The sequence below is a fragment of the Saccharopolyspora sp. NPDC045839 genome (assembly GCF_056431645.1).
Genome location: NZ_JBWKKH010000030.1, coordinates 19,720 through 39,645 on the forward strand (window position 1 = coordinate 19,720; position 19,926 = coordinate 39,645).

Consider the following 19,926-nt stretch of genomic DNA (forward strand, 5'->3'; position numbering starts at 1 on the left):
TCTCCCGCGCAAAAAACAGAACCTCCCCGATCGAATTCAGGTCCCACCCCAGCGACGCAAAACCAGCCGCCCTGACACCTTCACGAGCCCGGTCCAACCAAATTTCCGGCTCCAACAGCACATTCGGCTTATCCCGGAACGCGGCGGCTACCACATCCTCCCAAGTCTGCGAACCTGGCGCGACGGAGGGCTGATGACTCGCGTCGCCGGGACCAGCGCCGCCCCTCAGCTTCTCCAGCTCCCTACGCACCACCCACCGCGGATTCTCGGTGCGCAGAACGCGTCCGAGTTCAGCGGCGAACCGCTTCAGACGAGGCTCATTCCACCCCCGAGGGCGGTTCGCGATCTTCTCGGCAACGAGGCGAGACACCGTGTTGAACGGGCCCCAGCCGACTTCACCGTCGAGATCGACATAACCAGGGTCAACCGGGGTGTCAAACAGGTTGGTTTCGCTGACGATTCGCTGCGCGGCCCTCAGGTCGTTGTAATCCGGCCTCAGACGCCTCAGATCCCCCGCGGCAGCGTAGATATCGGCTTCACTCGTCAACGGCTTCTGACCGGCTCCGCGGTCAACGGCAAACGGCTGATCGGACGCGGTCCTCGGCTCAGCCCGGAGTGCTCCCAGCCCACGCGCGATCTCCCTGGCGATCCCGACGACGGCATCGCGGTTGAGCTCGGGGTTGCCCAGCAGCGTGCTGATCTCGCCGAGAGCGGCGACGTAATGCCTACGGCGATCCTCCAACCGGTCGACGGCGCTGACCTCGCTGACCTCGCCGAGCAGGCCGCGGGCGGTCTGGATCCGGTCCAGCAGGGGGCCGACCTCATCCGGGCCCGGCTGGGACCTGACGAACTCACCGACCTGCTCATCAGTAACAGCGTCTTCCTCCACGCCCACCCGATCCGCAACCAGCGAACGAAGCACACGCAAGGCATGCAGCGCCGAACCCTCCCGGCCGCGTTCCAGCTCCCGTTCACCGGCGACCTCCGTCACCTCCCGGGCGGGCGCCGGTTCGATGGCGTCCGGGCGGCCGGTGCTGGGGATGGGTGCCGCCGGCAAGTCCAGATCCTGGCGGATGTTCCTGGCGCGATCGAGCGCCGCGCCCTCGCCCCGGGTCACCAGGTCGAAGACGATGGCGTCGAGCAGATCGGCGCGCAGACCGCGGCCGAGGTGCTGCGCCTGCGCCGAGCGAAGGTTGATCACGCGCTCGGCGATCGCGACGGCGCGTTCCCGCTGCGTGTGTTTGCCGACCTCGTCGCCGGGGTAGATCGCGTTGAGTAGGTTGCGCACCCGCTGCCCGCGCCAGTTGAGCTGGATGGCGTTGGTCAGCGCCTCGCGCAGTTGCGGCTCGGTGAAGACGACGCCCTGGGCGAAGGTGTACGTGGCAGGCCGCAGGGCCGCCGGCAGCCCGACAAGGTAGCCGACCACCTGGTTCATGGTCACACCGGGCCCGATGTCCAGGTTGCGGCCCCTGGTCAGGTCGTCCTGAGGCAACTCGGGCCGCGCCGGCTCGTACGGCTGGCCGAGGCCATGCATGAACGCTCCGGTTCGCCCGGGAGCACTGCCGACTACGACCCCCTCGGGCACCGCGACGGATTCCTGCTGCCACAGCTCGTTCAGGTCGGCCATGCCCAGGCGCAGTGCGAGATCACCGGTCACCAAATCGATGCTGTCGTCGTGCGCGTCCACCTGCGTCACACTGCGCTGGTGGCGGGTCTTCACCGACAGGAAGTACTGCCAGCTACCGCGGAATATGTACACGTCGTTGTAGACGTTCCGCTTCGCCCGGTTCGTCGCCCCCCCATCAGACTCGAAATGCTTGTCGCGCTCGGCGAGCACGTTGCCCTCCGGGACTACCCGGGCATTCGGGTTGACGGCACCCTCACCCTCCGCACGGACGCCCATTCCCTCACCGCGCAACCCCGCCGCCGCGCCCACCGCCGTGGCCTCGGCCTCGCCGAACCGTTTGCTGAGCTGGTCGATCGTGCCCAGCGTCGCGCCCGCCTCCGGCGGCACCTTCTTCAGCAGCGTGAACTCGGCAGGAATGGGCTTGGCGTGGGCGCTGACGTTCATCCGGCTCTTGCGGAAACCCCGTCGCACCACAACCTTCTCGGCCCCGTAGCGGTCCTTGCTGTGAGCCATGGCGTGCATACCGCCGCGTACCGTGCTGCCGCGCGAGAGCATGTCCAGCACGAACCGGCCGGCACTGCCTTCCTCGGTGTAGCGCGACTCCTTGGCCGCCGCGTTCTCCAGGTCCTTTGCCGTGACCGCGCCCGGCCGCAGCGGAGCATTTCCCAGCTGAGCCTTCAACACCGACTCGAACGCCTTGGAGGTGTACTCGCCGATGGCCAGGGTTTGGAGGCCGTCGCCGACCGCCAAGACGGGGCTCGCCCCGTCCGGCAGCGTGGCGTGGACGGTCACCGAGGGCCCCTGTGCCGGGCGCTGCAGCGCCGGAGCGAACCCGGCTTGTGGCGAAATCAGCCCCACCTTCCCGAGCACGGTCGCCGGCACCGACACCGCGGCGCTGCCCCCTCCCTCCGGCGGCGGCGACTTCTTCCGCAGCTTCGCCGGACCCTGCGGCCGACCGTCCCGCAGCGGCAGCACGTCCTTGTCAACCACATGACCCAGCGTGACCGCCTTGAGCAAGAAGCTGGGCTTTTCGTGCCGCGAGAACTCCAGCGTGTACTTCACCTTCAAGTCGGTGCGGGCGACGAGCTTTTGCGAGGTTTGGACGCCGCGCTCCTCCTTGGCGCTGCCGTCCAGGATGGTCACCTTCGTCTTCTCGCGGGCCGCCATGAGTCCGGTGCTGGCCCCGCCGAACGTGTCCGCCCCCCCGCCGGGACGCGGTTCGGCGTGCGCGCCGCCGACCTGGGGACCGCCGCCGAACACCATGGTCCTCGCCTTGGTCAGCGACGTGAGCACGATCGAGAAGGCGAGGGAGGCCATCGACGTCGGCATCACCGGGGAACGCCGCACCGGCGTCTCGTCCTCGTGGTCCGACCTTTCCGCGGAGATCCGCACGTTGACCACTTCGTGGAACCCGAACAGCCGCCGCCAGCCCTTGCTCGCCGGATTGACGATCGACAGCACCGCGCCCTGCTTCGTCGTCCTGCCCGCCAGGGCGTCGCTCAACGTGACATGCCCGTCCGCCGAAGCCAACAGGTCCTCGATCGACTCACGGATGTTGTCGCGGAACTCGGCATCGGTCACCTGCAGGAAATCGAGTGCCCGCTCGACCTCGGCAAGGGGCTGCTGCCCGTGTACTTCGGACGACTCCACCATCGTCCCGTTGTGCGAACGGTAGTCTTCCGGGTTCTCCGGCAGCAGGGTCTGTACCGGGGACGCCTCGATCCAACGACGAACCGACGACTCCGACACCGACAGGCCGTGATCATCACGCAGCCGCTGCACGATCGTCGCGACCGTCACACCGGCGTCGGTCCACTCCTTGATCCGAGCCCGATGAGGCTCGAGCTCCGCCCCCGCCGTCTCCTGGGCATCCGCCTGCTCCTTCCGGTGCTTCTCCAGCTCCTTGAGCAGCTCGGGCGGCACCTCCTCGCCGTCCGCCTCGTACAAGCTGATGGCGTCCTCCAGCGGCATCACGATCACCGCGGCGTTGGGCACCACCGAGATCGCCGGAACCCCTGGCAGCCGGCTGTTGATCAACCAGTTGACCGCGCGGCTGGACGTCTCGTAGGTCGTCTTCCGGTCGACGACGAAGACCGCCGTGGGACCGGAGTACGGGAGCGCCTGCAACGGGCCCGGAGCCTTCAGCACGGTCTCTCCGAGGTCCCTGTTGTACAGCCCCAGCAGGTTGCCCAGCACCCGCCCAGCGCTGCCGGGCATAACGCTGATCAACGACAGCAGGATCCGCACGGCCAGTTGGTATCCCCGAGAACGCGACCTGACCATCAGCGGCAACTGGCTGGCATAGCGGTACAACTCAGGGGAGTTCTTGGTGCTCTGCGCGCTCAGCAGCCGGTAGTTGCCGAACTCGCTGGTGTGGACTTTCTTGGTGAGCCACCGCGACAACAGGCCGCCGGTCGCCACCTCGGGCACCTCCTGCTCCCGGCCACTGAGCGCGAGGTCGGCGTCCACTCGATGAGCGCCGTAGCTATCGAACGTTTCGACCAGTCGGCCAACCGCGTCGCCGGATCCCTTGTGCGGAGGTGCCTCGTACCGGTACTCCGTCGTCGTCCCGTCGGGCAAGACCTCGTTGAAGTCCTTCGGCCCCTCGGGACTCGGCCACGTCCTGGCGAGCCCTGACGGCTTGTGCTGGGGTGCATCCGGCCGTCCACCGTCGGCGGGGACCAGCGAACGGGCACCCGACAGCTCCGCGGCAGCCCGGTCGGCGGGGCTGACCCGCACCGTCTGCGGGTACGCGAAGTTCCCCACCTTCTTGGGGTCGAGCCTGCGGAAGGTGACACCGTCCGGCAGCGACCCGAGATACGTCCGCTCCTCGACCTCACTGGCGGGCAACGGCTTGGTCGCCCAGGCGAGCTTGCTTTCCGGCACCGCCAGCAGGACCGCGTTTTCGATGCGCGCGCTGAATACTCCCTGCCGCGGCGACGGCACGGCTTGCGGCTCGGGTGGAAGCTTAACGCCGGAGGACTCGTCCTTGCGCAGCACGTTCCGGAACGCCTTCGGCCTGGACAACGACCGCAAATCCGGGGAACCGGGCGCATCGCCGGGCGCCGCACGCTCCGTCTCATGTGGATACAACGAGTCACCAGGCGTGAGGCCCGCCAGCTGCGCGTCAGCGGCCGTCGGCGCGGCCCGGCGACCACGCACGTCCGAGCCGATCATCGTGCCGCCGGCCAGCAAACTCTGTGCCAAGTTCGGCAGCTGCCAGGAGGTGTGTACGCCCACCACCCGCGCGTTCGCGTAGGCCTCGACGAAGTTCTCCGCGGTGTACCCACGTGCGTTCTCCGTCGCCCAGCCCTGCATGTTGGTGCGCCGCACGTTGAAACCGGCGCTGACGCCCGTGCTCGGCATGTTCCAGGAGCTCGGCTTGCCCCTCAGGAACGAGAAGAGCCCGAAGACGAACCGCAAGAACCGGTTGACAGAACTCAAGCGGCCACGCAGGTTCAGGCGGTTGTCCTCCCAGGTCCTCGAGCGCTCGGAGGACGGCTGGAAACTGTTGGGCACCTCCGCCTCGATGCGCACCGCGACCCGATGTGCCCTGCCGTCGGCCTCCACCCAGGTGAACGCGAACTCACCGGCCGTCGCACTGCGCATCGCCTCGGTGGCCTTCGCCGCGGCAAGCTCGCCCCGGCCGGCGTCGGGGTGCCCGCCAAGGGCTTCCCAGAGGGCGGCCTTGCCCTGGGTGCCAAGTACAAGTCCCTCGGAGACCATCTCGGCGAACTCGCGGACCCTCGGCTCGGGCACCTCCTTCACTTCGTCCGGCGCCACCAGGAAGGCGGGGGCACGGTGCTCGGGCGGAACCTCGATGTCCTTCGACTGCGTCAAATGGCGGGGAACAGGCAAGCCGGCACGGATGGCCACGTGCGCCGGCACCGCTACCCGGTGGCCACCCACCTCGTAGACCAGCCGGTCGTAGAGCGCCGCCACCTTGTTCTCCACGTAGACCATCGAGAAGGGGCCGTTGCGGGTACCGAACCCGCCTTCCACGTTGAGCCCGCCCATTAGCCCGGTCACGAGCCCCAGCATCTCGCCGGCGGCCAAGCCAACACCCGCGGCGAGCTCAACGCCTTCGAGCTGAGACGTGTTGAACTCGACCTTGTGCTCCTCGCGCCGAGCCCCCTCGGTCAAGCCGACAAGGCGAACCCGCTCCCCGGCGGTGATCGCCTCGGTGATCACCTTCGGTAGCCGAATGCCGTTCCCGGCGAGGCGGTCAATGACCTCCGGCGTCAGCTCGACGGTGTCCTCATCCCTGGCTGCTTTAACCGGCGTAATGCTCGCCACGCGCAGGCCCGCATCCAGGATCGCCACCGCGGGTCGCCGCCCCTCGGCGCCGGACCCGACCCGTACGGTCATCGTTGCGGCGATGGCCGGGCGGCCGCCGTCGCCCTCCATGACCTGGTTGATTTCGGTGTAGTCGAGGTCATGGCGCGAGTCCACCGCCGGTCCGACCCACACCAGGGGACGGACGAACGCGTCGGCGTTAGAGACCGGCTCGATCGTCCCCAGCGGGATCCGCAAGACCGCCCTGGCCGATGCCTCCTGAGTGTCGAAGTCACGGTCCTCCGTGCCGCTCGACTCGACCACGATGGGCGCCAGCGAGGACGGCACGGCACTACCCGGCGGCCGGTGCAGCTCGACCTGCACCGGGACCAGGATCCGGTCGCCCTCGGCGGTCTGGATCGGCAGCTCCCGGTTGGTGAATGCCTCGGCGAGCTCGACCAAGCTCATCTCGCGGATCTGCGACTCGACGGCCGCACGGTCCTCTCCGCTGTACTCGGCCACCGCGTCGACCAGCGACTCGACGCCCTTAAGGCGCTCGATGGTCAGCATCGAACTCATGGCGAGCAACTGGACCTCGGCTGCCTGCTTGGCCATCGCAGCGGTGGCGGCGGCAACGGTCTGGTACCTCTCGATGGCCGCGTTCAGCGTCTCGTGCTGCTCGCGCAACTCCGAGCCGAGGGCCTTGGCCGCGTCGTGCAGGAGCTCCGACTGGTCAGCCGCTTCGGCGATCCGGTTGTCCCGCTCGGTCATATCGTCGAGGTCCCGCGAGAGCAGCGACTCGGCTTCCCGTCGCTGCTCCTCGTCGAGACCAGGGGAGGCGAGCTTCTCGATAGCCTGTGCGGCTTCGGCGATCTTGGCGCGGTAGGTCTGCGCGGCCTCGCGCGCGTCGGCTTCGACGCGGCTCGCCTCCCGGGACCTGGCGCGGACCCTGTCCACCAGGCGCTCGGCCTTGCCGCGGACGGTCTCGCTCTGGTCGATGAGCTCGGCACGGGCTTCTCGCAGCTGTGCAAGCCCGGCGTCGGTCACCTGCCACGAGAGGTGGGTGGCGGACACAACGTCCGAAGCTTCCCGCACGAGTCGCTCCGCCCGCTCCACCGCCGCCGCGGACTGGGCAAGACGCTCGTCCGAGTCCTGTGGCGGCAGAGTGCCCGCCTCAACACGCAGGTCAGCGAGCCGGACCCGCTCAACGTTCAGGTTGGCCAACGCGTCGGTCAGCCGCTGCTGAGCCTGCTCCCACGCCGTCCGAGTCGCACGCGCGCTGGCTTCCGCTGTGTCTTCGGCCCTGTCGAGCGACGCGGGGTCGATTTCTCGCAGGTCAGCGTCGATCTCCGCGAACAGGTCGGCGGACCGGTCGGCCTCCGCCTTGACCTCCGCCACCCGGGCGCCGGTGACTTGCCGGCGGTGCAACGGGGTGAAGCTACGGACGAGACCGCTGTCGTTGGCGATCCACCTGGCGGCCTGCACCACGGACATGTCGTTGGCCGCCGCCTCCGTCTCCACGACGGAGGCCACCGCCTCCGGATCCAGCTCGTGCAGTTCGAGCAGGTACGGGTCGAACAAGGCCTGCACCGCAGTCACGGTGCGGGCCTCGACTGCATGCCTCTCGCCGCTGGAGTGGATTTCGTCGCTGAGCACCTGGCGGGTGAACAGACGCCGATTCGGGCCAGGCTCACCGTCAGCGGATGAGGATGGCTCGGGCGCAGCGGTCTTGAAGGACCGGATGATGTTGTCCGCCACAAACCCCGCGCTGACGCTGTTATCGCTCCTCTCGACGATGCGGTCGGCCACCCGGATCACGTTGTCCGGGTCGAGCCCCTGTCCAAGCAGCCACTCCCGATCTTCCGCGGCGATCGACGGCCGGAAGTCCGGCGGAATGTCAGCAAGCTCTGGCGCGTGCGCGAGCTCGCGGGCGAAGCCTGTGCGTGTCCACGCTTCGACGCCCATCACCAGCGCCATCAGCGGCGCGTAGCTACGCTCCCACTCGGTCCTGAGCTGGGCCTGCTCAACGACCCGTGCCATGTCGTCGAGGTTGATGCCGTCCTCGCGGAGCAGCTGCATATCGACGACCTGCAACACCTTGGCGTCGGTGTCCGCACTGACCGAAGCCAGCGACGGCGCCTCCGCCAGTTGCTCGTCGAACTGCCGCCGGTTCCCCCCGCCCAACCGGAGCTCGCGGGAGATGTTCTCCGCGATGCGCCCGATGGGCACCTCGCGGCCTTCCTGGTCCCAGACCGCCTGCACGACAGCGGCGACAGCGGTGAACTCGAAGTCGGCACCGAACTTGGCACCGAACACTTCGGCGGTTCCAACATGCCACTGGACGATCCCGATCAGCTCACGATCGAGATCGGCCTCTGACGGCGCCGCGGCGCGCACCTGCTCGAACTTCTCCCAGGTCCATTTCTCCGTGCCGAGCGCGCGGGCGACGCGCCTGGACAACGCTTCCGGTTCGACTACAACGGCGCTGGCGTCGATGGCGTTCTGCAGCACCGTGGCCACGTCGTCCTGCGAATACCGGCGGCGGGCCAGCAGCGCCGGGCTGTGCTGATTCGCTGCCTCCCGCACGGCCGGATCGACCGCGCCACGGGGGAGGGGCTGCTCGCGGAATGCATCGAATTTCTCTCCCGACCACGGCGCCGTCCTCGTTTCCTTGGCCAGGTGGGCGGCGATTTCGCGCAGGCTGAGACGACCCTCGGCATCGAAGTGGTTGACCAGCCAGGCGATCTGTTCGGGATCGTAACCGTTGCGGGCGAATTCGACGCTGCTGAAGTACGTGACCGCCGAGTCGGGCATGACCTGCCCTCGCGGCGCGCCAGCCTCGGTGTAGAGGGCGGCGACCATGTCCGGACTCAGCGGCTCGATGCCGAGCAGCCGCACCAACGCCGTGGCAACCACAGCCACTGGGATGGTGTTCCCGCTGCTTGCCGTGATCGCCGCAGTCACCTGCGCGATGTCTACCACGTTGTAGCCGCTCACCCGGGTGCGCAGGTAACTGCTGTTCGTGTCGACGGCCTCGAATGCGGAGGCGGGGGCGTCGCGCAGTCCGGCCGCCGCCAGCACGACATGCCGCGGCTCCCAGCGCAGAGCCGGCACGCTACCGATCTCGGCGGCCAAAGCCTCGCCCTCGCCGAGACTGGCCACACCGGGCCCGCCCGCCTGGTGCATCCGCCAGGCGAGAACGTCGCGAGCCGCCTCCACCGGTGAACGGCTGAGCTGCGGGAAACCACTGATCTTCGGCAACGGATTGATCGACGACAACGCCAGATCCAGCGCCTGCTCCCGCAGCCGCGCCACGTGCTCGGGGTCGCCCAGTTCGTCCAGCGCCCTCGACGCCACGTACCCCTCGACATCGAGGCGGTCCTGTGTCCACTCAAGCGCCATGCTGCCGCGGTCCGCGGCGATCTCGTCCGCCACCTGCAACCCGGCAGCCCAACCCCCGCTGCTCGTCGCGGTGGCGATCATCGTCCTGATAGCCCCGGTCAGCTCCTCGTCACGCCGGTCGGCATCACTGATCTCACCCATGTCGAACGCCGCGGCGATCAGCTTGTCCGCGCTACGCAACGCTTCCTCGCTCGGGGGCTGCCGGATCGCGGCCTCCGCCTTCAGCCGCTCCTCCGGCCATGCCGCCCGCAGGTCAGACTCCTGGCCGAACCAGGCGCTCACCTGCCTTGTCGTCTCGTCGCGGGTCGCTGGGTCCATCCGGTCCGCGGCAACCAGCGGAGCCAACCACTCCCGCTGCTCGTGGCTTAACAACGGGGCCGACTCGGCCAGCACCCCCATCGCCTCCGCTACCAGGTCATCCCGACCGGGTAGCTCGCTCAGCGCGACTTCCGCTGCCTTCAAATTGGTGTCGATGGCCTCCCGACGCTCAGCCAACACGTCGTCCGCCCGCAGGTCAGACTCCGCACCGAACCAGGCCCTCACCTGCCTTGTCGTCTCGTCGCTGGTCGCTGGGTCCATCCGGTCCGCAGCAACCAGCGGAGCCAACCACTCCCGCTGCTCGTCGCTTAACAACGGGGCCGACTCGGCCAGCACCCCCATCGCCTCCGCTACCAGGTCATCCCGACCGGGTAGCTCGCTCAGCGCGACTTCCGCTGCCGCCAACTGGGTGTCGATGTCCTCCCGAAGCTCGACCAAGACTTCGTCCACCGTCCGCCGGACATTGCCCCGCCCCGGCGCGTTCTCTGGCGTGGTGGCACCGCCGCCGAGCCCAGGACGGAACCGGTGCTCGAGAGCCAATTCCGGACGCAACGTCCCCGAGATCTGGCTCAGGAGCACCGCTACCTGGTGCCGCCCCTTGGCGCTGTCGGCGATCAGAGCGATGGCGGCCCGAGACTCCGCGTCATAGTTGAAGAGGTCGTGGTGGGCAGCCCCGTTGCCGACACCACGGATGTCGACCTCGTCAAAGATCCGTCGCGCGTCCTGCATGTCCGCCGCGTCGAACTCCATCGAGTCCGCCAGCGTGGTCATGTCCTCGACGGTCCGCACCTCCGCGCCCGAACTCGTGCGCATGGTGTCCGGACCGCTCCCGTCACGGGGCATGCCCAGGCCGGCGACGACCGATTCGGCGTCCTGCGCGACCCGGCCCCTGTCGGCCTCATTTCGCAGCAGCCACACAACAGCGCTGAGCGCCTCGGGATACCGCAGAGCGTCCTGCTCCAGTCGCTCGAAATCGCTTACCCGGCCCAGGATGGCGCGAGCTGCCGGTACCTGGGCATCGCTCTCGCTCGCCCGCGGAATCCAGCGCACCCGCGACGGTCCCGCAGACCCGTCTGGTTGCAGGCTCTCGCGGCCTGCGAGTGCCACCAGAGCCGACGGGGACTCAGCCTGCTCAATCCGGTCGGCGTCGGATGCCGCCGGCTCAAGCCGGCGCCTCTTCGCCTGTGGCTCTGCGACATCCGGGCCAGGTTCCGTCGTCGCGGCCGGCGGGCCGTCGTCCTGGAAAAGATGCGGATACTTCTGGCGGAGAATCCATTCCGGGTGGACCGAGCGCGTGATGCGGCTAAGCCCCTCGGCATACCGGACCAGAGCCTCAGAGTCGGTGAGCCGCTCCATTTCGGCAGCGATGAGGGTGATGGCGGCCTGGGTCTCTTTGGCAACGCCGAAGTCGTCGGGATCGTCGGGATCACGCAGGTCGATCTCCTCGAACAGCCGCCGCGCGTACTGCGCGATGCTGCTGTCGACCTCCAGCTCGTCGGCAGCGTCAAGGATGTCCTGGATCGAACGCAGCGTCCCGCTGCCACCCGTAACGGCGGGAGGTTCGCTCGCCTCAAGGGCGGCGATGATGTCCATCGCATCGTCACGTACGACGGACCTGTCGGGCTCGTACGTCAGCCGCCATGCGATGGTGTCCAGCGCCAACCGGTAAGCGAGAATTTCCGGGTCTGGCTTGTTGACGCGGCTCAGCTCGTCCAGGATGCCGAGAGCCACGTCGTAATCGTCGTCGTCCGGCTGCACCGGCGGTATCCGGCGCACCGGCCCCGCCGCCTCCGCCCCGGGCATCCCGAAGGATGCGGGAGTGTCGAGGGCTTCGATTACCTCCAGGGCGTCGCTGATGCTGAATTCCCCGACATCGCCAGGGAAAAGGGATGGCGCGGATGGCGGTGACGGTACCGGCGGCGGGACAGGCGTCGACCGGGCGCTGAGCCACCTCTCCCGCAGTCGTCCCAGGGCGCCTTCGACGGCCTCCTCTCCGGACTGCCCGAGGTATCGCTCGGCAGGAGTCACGGCCGGTGGCGCGGCCTGCGCCGCGCTGGGGGGTGCTTCCCGTCCAGTGGTGGAGGTCTTGTCCGATGGCAGGCGCTTCGCCTCGTTCAGCACCTCAGTCAGAAACGCGCCGGGCACCAAGCTGTCGGGTCGCATGTGCGGGTGCGCCAAGGCTCGACGCAGTTGCTGCTCACTCACCTCATACAGCCGGCCCCGGTTCGTGTCCGGCAATGACAACGGCGCGGCCGTCGGCCGCGCGGTACCGAGCTGACGTCCGATCGCCTGCGAGCTGTCGAAAATGTCCCGGATGCTGGCCGCGTCGATGCCGAGCTCGATGAGCTGTTGAGCAGCAAGGTGGACCAGCGGGGCTTTCAGGTGCAGGTTCGGCGGCATGTTCTTGAGCTGCTCATCCAGCTTCACCGAGCGGAGCTCTGGTGGCAGGTCCCCGCCATTGCGGTCGCTATCGGGCCTCCTGTACGGCCCAGTGAAATGGTGGACGCTGTCGACGATCTTCTGCGCCAGCTGCATCAGATCCTGCTCCAGCGGGTCCGAGATCTGGCGCAGGGCGCGCACCGGCATCGCAGCGGCCTTGCCCTCGCTGACGACCCGCTGCGGGGTCCATGCCTGCGACGGCATCGCCCTCGACTTCGCCCCGGACGCGGCCCCGTCGCGCTCCTGCCGGCCGATTCCCAGGTCGTCGGCCCACTGCTGGACCACCTTGGACGGTGACCGCGCCGGTTCCTTGCGCACCTGGTTGGCCGCGACGAACGTGAGGTTGTTGGTCGAGATGCCCTGCTCGAGCGCGCTGTCCCTGTCGACCTCCTGCCAGACCGCTTTCCGCACCTGCAGCCAGCTGTCCCAGGTCAGGCCCGAGCGTGCCTGTCGCAGGAGCTCCTCGTCGAAACGCCGCCGAGCGGGCGACGCGGCGGGTTTCGCCGCCTGCTGCGGTGCGGCTTGCCTGTTGTCGGGCGCGGCGAACGAGCCGGGCGGGAAGACCGATCCGTCAGACCGCTTGCCGACCACCAAGATCTTGCTCAGATCCCGCAGTATGGCGGGATCGACCGGGTCTCCGTTGGCCAGCCACACCGCCACGTTATTGGCACCGCCCGGTTGGCGCGCCACGACGTAGGCCTCACGCGATTCGCCGTCCAGCACGATCGCGGTCGCGGCGCCACCTTTATCCGCACGCACCGCCTCGATGACGCCGTTCAACGTCCCGCCCATGACGACCGGCGCGGTCCACATGCTCTGGCCACGCTGAGACGGCTCACCGATCCGCGCCTGGCGGATCTCGTCCTCTAGCACCAAAGCGAGTTCGGCCGCGCCGGACTTCACGAACCGGCGAGCGTCACCGTAGCTGAACAGGCCAAAATGTGCAGGCTTCGGCGGCGCGCTCCGCAGCTCTTCGAACCTCGCCGCCCGATCCTCACTCACCGTGGCGACATCCTGATCGCCAATAAGCGCCGAACCGTCCGCGTCCATCGCGATGGCGTAGACAAACGTGTCGGCGCCAATGCGAACATCGCTGCCGGTCATGCCGAACGACATGCCGTTGTGGTGCCGCGAGACGTGGACGTCGCTGTCACCCACGCGCCGCATCGCGAAAGCCTGGCGCCCGGCACTGTCTATCAGCACCGCGGTCGCACCCTCACCCCGCAGCCTGAGCAGGTCTCGGACCCGGGAGAAAGCACCCGGCCCCGAGCCGACCAGAGTGGGCTTCAGCGTCCATCGCTTGGCCGCGTCAGCTGGCAGGTGCCCGACGGCCGCCTGCACATCCTCCATCATCGTCAGGCTCAAGGTCGCCAGCGGGCCCGCGTCGACGGTCGTCGGTATATTCGCGTATTCCTCGGCGAGCCGGGAAACCTTCTCGTCCGTCAATGCGACCTGAGGGCCGAAGAGCAGCCCGCCGTTGGGCGTGTAGGCCACCCCGAACAGCCGCCCGGCACCAACCAGATCGCCACGGCTCGCCGCCTCGCGGTCGTGCATGCCGAAAGCAAGGGTGTCGTTGCCACTCCGCACCAGGATGAACCCCTTGCGCGTGTTCGGCGCGAACACCAGCGCCCGCACACCGTCGACGCCTGCCCCGCTTAGCAATTGTTCGACCCGTCTCATCGCCACCAGGCCGTCGCCCAGATAAGCGAGCGGGTAATTGGGCATGCCTGGCCCGCCGGCCCGATCGTTGCGTCCCGGTCCCAACTCCTTTGCCTGGAAGACCAGCGCATTGTCGAACCCGGCGAACATGTGGCGGAATCCAGCCAACGTGTACCTGTACTTGTGCGCCACGTCGGAGGACGGCCAGGATGCCGTGATCGCGTCGAACAGTGCTTGGTCTTCCTCAGCCAGCGACGACCCGGCTCCTGCCTCCGGCGGCGCGCCACCGGGGAGATTGTTCTGCTCTGCCCGCGCGCGGAGTCCGTCCGCGACCCACCGGAGGCGGCGGTCGAGTCCGGCGCTTTCCACCTCGGCGAGCAGGATTCGGTCCACCAGGCCACGAACATCCTCGCCGAGCCGGCCAACGGCATCCATGTCGAGAATGCGCTGCCGTTCCAGGTATCCCGCCAACCGCGCTTTCTTGTCGTCCGAATGCGACTCCACCGTCGGCGTATCCGCCACCGCCGTACCCAACGTCTCGATGAAGGTTTCGACCTGCGGGTCGGCGCCCCCGGACCACAAGGCGTTGACGGAACCGCCCATGCCGAGCATGGGATCGGCGAATTCGAGGGGAATCTCCCGTACCTGGCCCGTGTCGTTGTCCTCGCCCTCGGCGAGGGAGGTCGTGTCGGTCCGGTCGGACCCATCGGAGACGGCCGAGACGATCGAAGCCGCATCGGACTCGGTGTCGGCGAGCAGGGCCCGCTCGTCGGAGTCCAGGACGGGATCGTCCGGGCGGGTCTTCTCGTCAACGACCTCCGCCGCGGTTTTCTCGTCAAGGACCTCCGCCGCAGATTTCTCGTCGAGGTTCGCCGCCGCGGTCTTCTCGCCGACGTTCTCCGCCGCGGTCTTCTCCTCAACGTTCTCCGCCGCGGTCTTCTCCTCGACGTTCTCCGCCGCGGTCTTCTCGCCGCGGGTCGCCGGCAGATCCCGCCCCTTCGAAAGACCGAACCAGTCCCGCGGGTTCCACGAACCCGGATCCGGCTGCACCCCCAGCAGCTCGGCCACCACCGACGCGATCTCGCGCGCCCGGCGACCTTGCCGGGGCTGGCGAAGCAGCAACTCATACAACCCCAGCAGCGTTTCCGGCCCGTACTTGCCCGTCAACGCCAACTGATCAACCCGGCCCGGCAGGATCGTGTTCAACCACATGAACGACGTGATCCCCGCGTTGGCGATCCGCAGATCCTTCTTCGGCTTAGCCGCATACGCCCGCAACTTCGCCGGCAACGCCTCCGGATCCCCCAACAACCCCGCATACGGCCGCAAATCCGGATCAGCAGCAACCAACATCGCCAACAACTCACGCCGCGACCCCGGCTTCGAACCCGACCCGGACCTCACGCCCGGTCCCGGCGGCCGACCGCCACCAACCTTCTCCACCACCGACGACGACTCCACCGCCTGCGACGGCTCCACCACCGACGACGACTCCACCGCCTGCGACGGCTCCACCACCGACGACGGCTCCACCGCCTGCGACGACTCCACCGCCTGCGACGGGTCAGCACCGTCGCCGACACCCGCGGCCGCCGTCACCTCCCGCGCCCCACCGGAACGGGAACCATCATCGACCCGGCCCGGCATCCCCGGACCCACCGTCCCAGCCCTCAGCGACGGCACACTGCGGCTCGACGACCCCGCCCCAGCCGCCAACACACCCGGCCCACCAGACGTGCCCGACCCGCCAGTGGTCCCAGCCGACCCGGCCGACATCCCACCAGATGTACCCGCGCCCGACCCCACCGGCGCAGAACCCGAGACGGCCGCCGCCGAAGTACCCCCGGTAGTACCGGTCGTGGCGGCCGTGGGGATACCCGAGGTACCCGCCGCAGGAGTCTGCGAAGCCGGGGTGATGGCCGGCGCCTGGCCCGAACCCTGACCCGTCCCCGAACCAGAACCCGAGCCGGTACTGGCAGCCGGGGCCTGGATCGGTGTCGAGGTCACGCCATCGCGATCACCATCGGAATCGACCGCGGCATGGGAAACGACCGGAGCATCCACATCCCCCGACACCGGAACGCGGTTGTCCCCGGCGGCCGGGACACCAGAAGGAATCCGCGCCGACGTCGACTCACCACCAGACTCACCAGCCGACTCCCGACCACCACCAGGCACGCCGACCGACCCACCGGCCCGTTCGCTGCCAGGCGTGCTGGTCGACTCGCGATTACCGCCAGACTCGCCGCCGCTCTCGCCTCCGGGCTCACCGCCGCGTTCGCCGCCAGGCACGCTGGTCGACCCACCGGCCCGTTCGCCGCCAGGCACGCTGGTCGACCCACCGGCCCGCTCGCCGCCAGGCTCACCGACCCGCTCGCCACCACCAGACTCACCGGCGAACCCGCGATCACCGAACTCGTCACCGCGTTCGCCAACGCTGGTCGACCCACCGCGTTCGCCGCTACCACCAGGCTCACCGGTGAACCCGCGATCACCAGACTCACCAGCCGACTCCCGACCACCACCAGGCACGCCGGTCGACTCACCGACCCGCGCACCGCCAGGCACATCACCGCGTTCGCCGCTGGGCACGCTGGTGGATTCGGACCCGGGCTCCCGCACGCCATCGGGTTGACCGGTGGGCTGACCGGTGGGCTCGGAGCTCGGGTTGGCCTGATTGTGGGTGACAACCTCATCGGCGTTGGGTACCGACCCGGAACCTGCCCCGTGGGGCCCGGACTGCGCGGAGCCGCCCAACCCGTCGTTCCCGGGGGTGCGGGCGGAGTGCGTGACGACCTCGCCCGGGATCCCATCGCCGGTGACGCCTGACTGCGGAACAACGGCCTCGGATCGCCTCGGGTCACCCGGCGTGGCGGGGACCTGGGCATCCGGCTGCCCCGGCCGCGACGCAACAGCACCCACCGGATCCACCACAGCCTTGGTGTCCGGCCCACTCCCGGCACCGACCCGCTCACCCGGCACACCCCGGCCACCAGAGGTCTCCCCAGACACAGCACCGGAACCCTCGGGAACACTGAGATGGCGGGGCTCGCCCACCGAGGCGGGGCTGTGCTCGTCGTCGCCGGGCTGGTGCCGGCCGTTACCCGGCAACACGGCATCCCGGCCCCCACCAGAACCACCGGAATCGCCCTGACCGGAGGAGTGGGCGGAGATAGCCGGTGGGACGCTGGTCCCGCCGGCCAACGACCCCAGCCCCGGCCCACCATCGCCACTACCACTGCCGGACTCGCTGCTGCCGCTACCGGACTCGCTGCCCGCGTCGTCCGCGTCTGCGTCCTCGCCGCTGCCGTAACCGGACTCGCCACTACCACTACCGGACTCGCTGCCGGCGTCGTCTGCGTCCGCGTCTGCGTCCTCGCCGCTGCCGTAACCGGACTCGCCACTACCACTACCGGACTCGCTGCCGGCGTCGTCTGCGTCCGCGTCTGCATCCTCGTCGCTGCCGTAGCCGCTGTCAGCATCCTCATCGCCCGGGACATGCTTGTTGGCTTCCTGGTCCAACACCAACCCGCTCAGACCTGCCCCCGCCTTCTCCCCCGCGATCTCAGCCACCCCCGAAGCCGCACCCGCAGTGAACGCCGCCGGATTGAACGCGAAATCACCCAAAATCCCGGTCGCGACCATCTCGGTAACACCCTCATGCAGACCCTCACCACCAATCCGCGCCCACGGACTGGCAAACCACCCATCCACCGCGTCCGGCTTACCGCCCGCATGCTTCACCCAATCTTTGATCGCACCCTTCAGCTTCGGCAGCGCCCCCATCGCCCCGAACGACAACACCGACCCCACCGCCGCGATCACCGCGGCACTCTCGTAATGCTTCCCGTCATGCTCCTCGCGGGTGCCCTTCCCGATCTGGATCTGCTGACCCAGCCACACCACACCCAACTGCTGCCCGAAACTCACCGCCAACATGCCCAGAATCTCCACCGGAACACGCGGCACACTCGCCATCCGCCGCGCAATCCACGCCACAGCCTTCTCCACAATCACCTTGTGCATGAACGCCTGCGACATAAACCACGTCTGAACCCCAGGAACCCAAAACCACTGCACAAAAAACTCAAACTCAACCGCCAGCAACGCCAACTGAATCAACACCACCAGCTTAAGAAACTCCACCTCCATCGCGATCTGATCCAACGCATCAGCCATCAACTCAAAATGATCAGCCGCCGCATCCAGATAATTCGACGGACCATCCACAAACGGCGCCATCCGCGCCGCAAAAGCCCGCTCCGACGCCCCCGCAAACTCCGACGACCGAATCCCCTCAACCGCCGCCTGAGCATCCACCCGCAACCGCCGCAAACGATCCGCATGCGACCGCCACACCGCCGCCAACTCCCGCACCTTATCCTCATTAACAGGCGGCGGCTCATCCCCCGTAAGCCAAAGGGACAGCTGGCGCTCAAACTCACTGAACATGATCGCCATAACTGCCCCTTTTTAGCTTACCTAACCACTAACTAGTACTCGTACGAACTACGCCGACGCAGCCGAGTCGGCATCACCATCCGCTTCGTCCAGCTTGTATGCGGTGCCTCGCGCTCTCTCCCCTGCGTCCCCTATCGCATGGTCCAACAGATCCAAGAATTTCAGCGCGTACTCCTGACCAGGAACCACAGTCTCCAGCCAAATCTTGACGAAATCATTACCGCTGGCTCCCCTATAGCCCCCGGAGCCATCCCCAGCGCCGTCGAAGACGTTGCTGTACGCATCGAGAGCGATGGCGAAATCGCTCATGAGGTCCCGCGCTTCGTCAGCAACCCTCGAAATGTTGACCGCGCCGCCTGCCAGCGCGGAAGGATCTGCGGCGGTACGGTCACTCATTGAACGACTTCCACATCTTTTCGACGTCCGGGAACAACGCTTCGATGTCCGGCTTGCCGGAGAACAGCTCCGGAATGTTCATGCCTTCGGGCGCCATCGCGGCCGCCAGCTCGGTGACGTTCTTATGCGCCTTCTCCTGCGCGCCGGTGACCGCCTCGACGATCGCCGCGCCCAGCTCCTTCGGCGACAGATCGCGCCAGCGATCGCCGCGCAGCACCACCTCGATGAGCCGACCCTGCCCGTCCACAGTGGCCTTGATCATCTTGTTCTTGGTGGTCGCGGACTCCCGGACAGCCTGCACCTCCTCGACCGCGCCCGAGATCTTCTCGCGCTGCTCGTTCAGCTCCGCGAGCAGCTTGGACACTTCCTCGTCATAAACCGGATCCATCGGACGCTCCCTTCTGCCGTTACCCCGTCGACTTGGCGGAGTCGGGGTTCGAACCCTCTGCTGACTCCACGGCTTCGGGGGCCCCGGTGGTTCGCCTGGCCGGGTTGGCGGGCTCGGCGGGGTTGGAACCCTCTGCTGACTCCACGGCTTCCGCGGCCCCGGTGGTTCGCTTGGCCGGTTTGCCGGCCTTGCCCTTGCCGCTGGACGCCTTGGCCGGGGCGTGAACGTGGGTCGGGACCGGTGCGTCGTCCGTGACGCGGTGACCGCCATCGGGGCGACCGATGACCCCGTCGCCCGCTGCCAGGTGAGCGCCCCAGACCTCTTCGTCCTCAGACAGCCAGGTCTGGCGTTCCCGTTCGCGGTCACCGTTGCCGCCACCACCGCCCGCGCCACCCATGCCACCCATACCGCCCATCGGCGGCATCATCGGCGGCATCATGGGCATACCGCTCCCGGCTTGGCGCTGGTCAGAACCGCCACCGCCGGCCCCATCACGGGAACCGCCGCCGATGTCGCCGGACCAGTCCGACCACCCCTCGCCGCCAAAGCCCGAGCCGCCGGCGGCAGCGAAGTTCGCGCCCTCGCCGAAGGAAGACTGACCAGCTCCAACGCCACCGGCGCCTGGCAGGCCGGAGCCACCCCCGCCTCCGGACGGGAGGTTGAGCTCCGCATGTCCCCCACCGTCCGAGGGCGACGTGAACTTCGAGCCACCCCCATCGCCCGGCGACGGCGTACCCGGGAACTCCGGCACGTTGGACTTCGGCGAATTGAACTGCGCGGCCGGATCCTCCGGCTCCCAGCCCTCCCCACGAAGACGATCCAGGTTCACGCCGCCGTCATCCCGACTACCCGGAAACTCCGGCACATTGGACTTCGGCGAATTGAACTGCGCGGCCGGATCCTCCGGCTCCCAGCCCTCCCCACGAAGACGATCCAGGTTCACGCCGCCGTCATCCCGACT

Annotated in this window: 3 protein-coding genes and 1 pseudogene (1 of these 4 only partly in view); all 4 read right to left on the reverse strand. The window is 68.2% G+C overall.

All coding sequences use genetic code 11. The annotated features are described in order from the left end of the window. On the reverse strand, positions 1-18,181 hold part of the coding region annotated (locus AC07EQ_RS32230; RefSeq protein ID WP_478391605.1) for a WXG100-like domain-containing protein (this coding region is incomplete at its 3' end). 19,719 nt of the annotated region lie to the left of the window's left edge; 18,181 of 37,900 annotated nt are visible. Between the two features lie 48 nt (positions 18,182-18,229). After that, complete coding sequence (locus AC07EQ_RS32235) at positions 18,230-18,577, reverse strand: hypothetical protein (protein WP_132493386.1); 348 nt, start codon at positions 18,575-18,577, stop codon at positions 18,230-18,232. Beyond that, the gene (locus AC07EQ_RS32240; protein ID WP_093278719.1) at positions 18,570-18,965 is read right to left on the reverse strand and encodes a YbaB/EbfC family nucleoid-associated protein; all 396 of its coding nucleotides are present in this window, start codon (positions 18,963-18,965) and stop codon (positions 18,570-18,572) included. The genes AC07EQ_RS32235 and AC07EQ_RS32240 overlap by 8 nt, the downstream gene beginning before the upstream one ends. A gap of 19 nt (positions 18,966-18,984) precedes the next feature. Continuing rightward, positions 18,985-19,926: pseudogene (locus AC07EQ_RS32245) on the reverse strand (hypothetical protein); the annotation flags it as partial.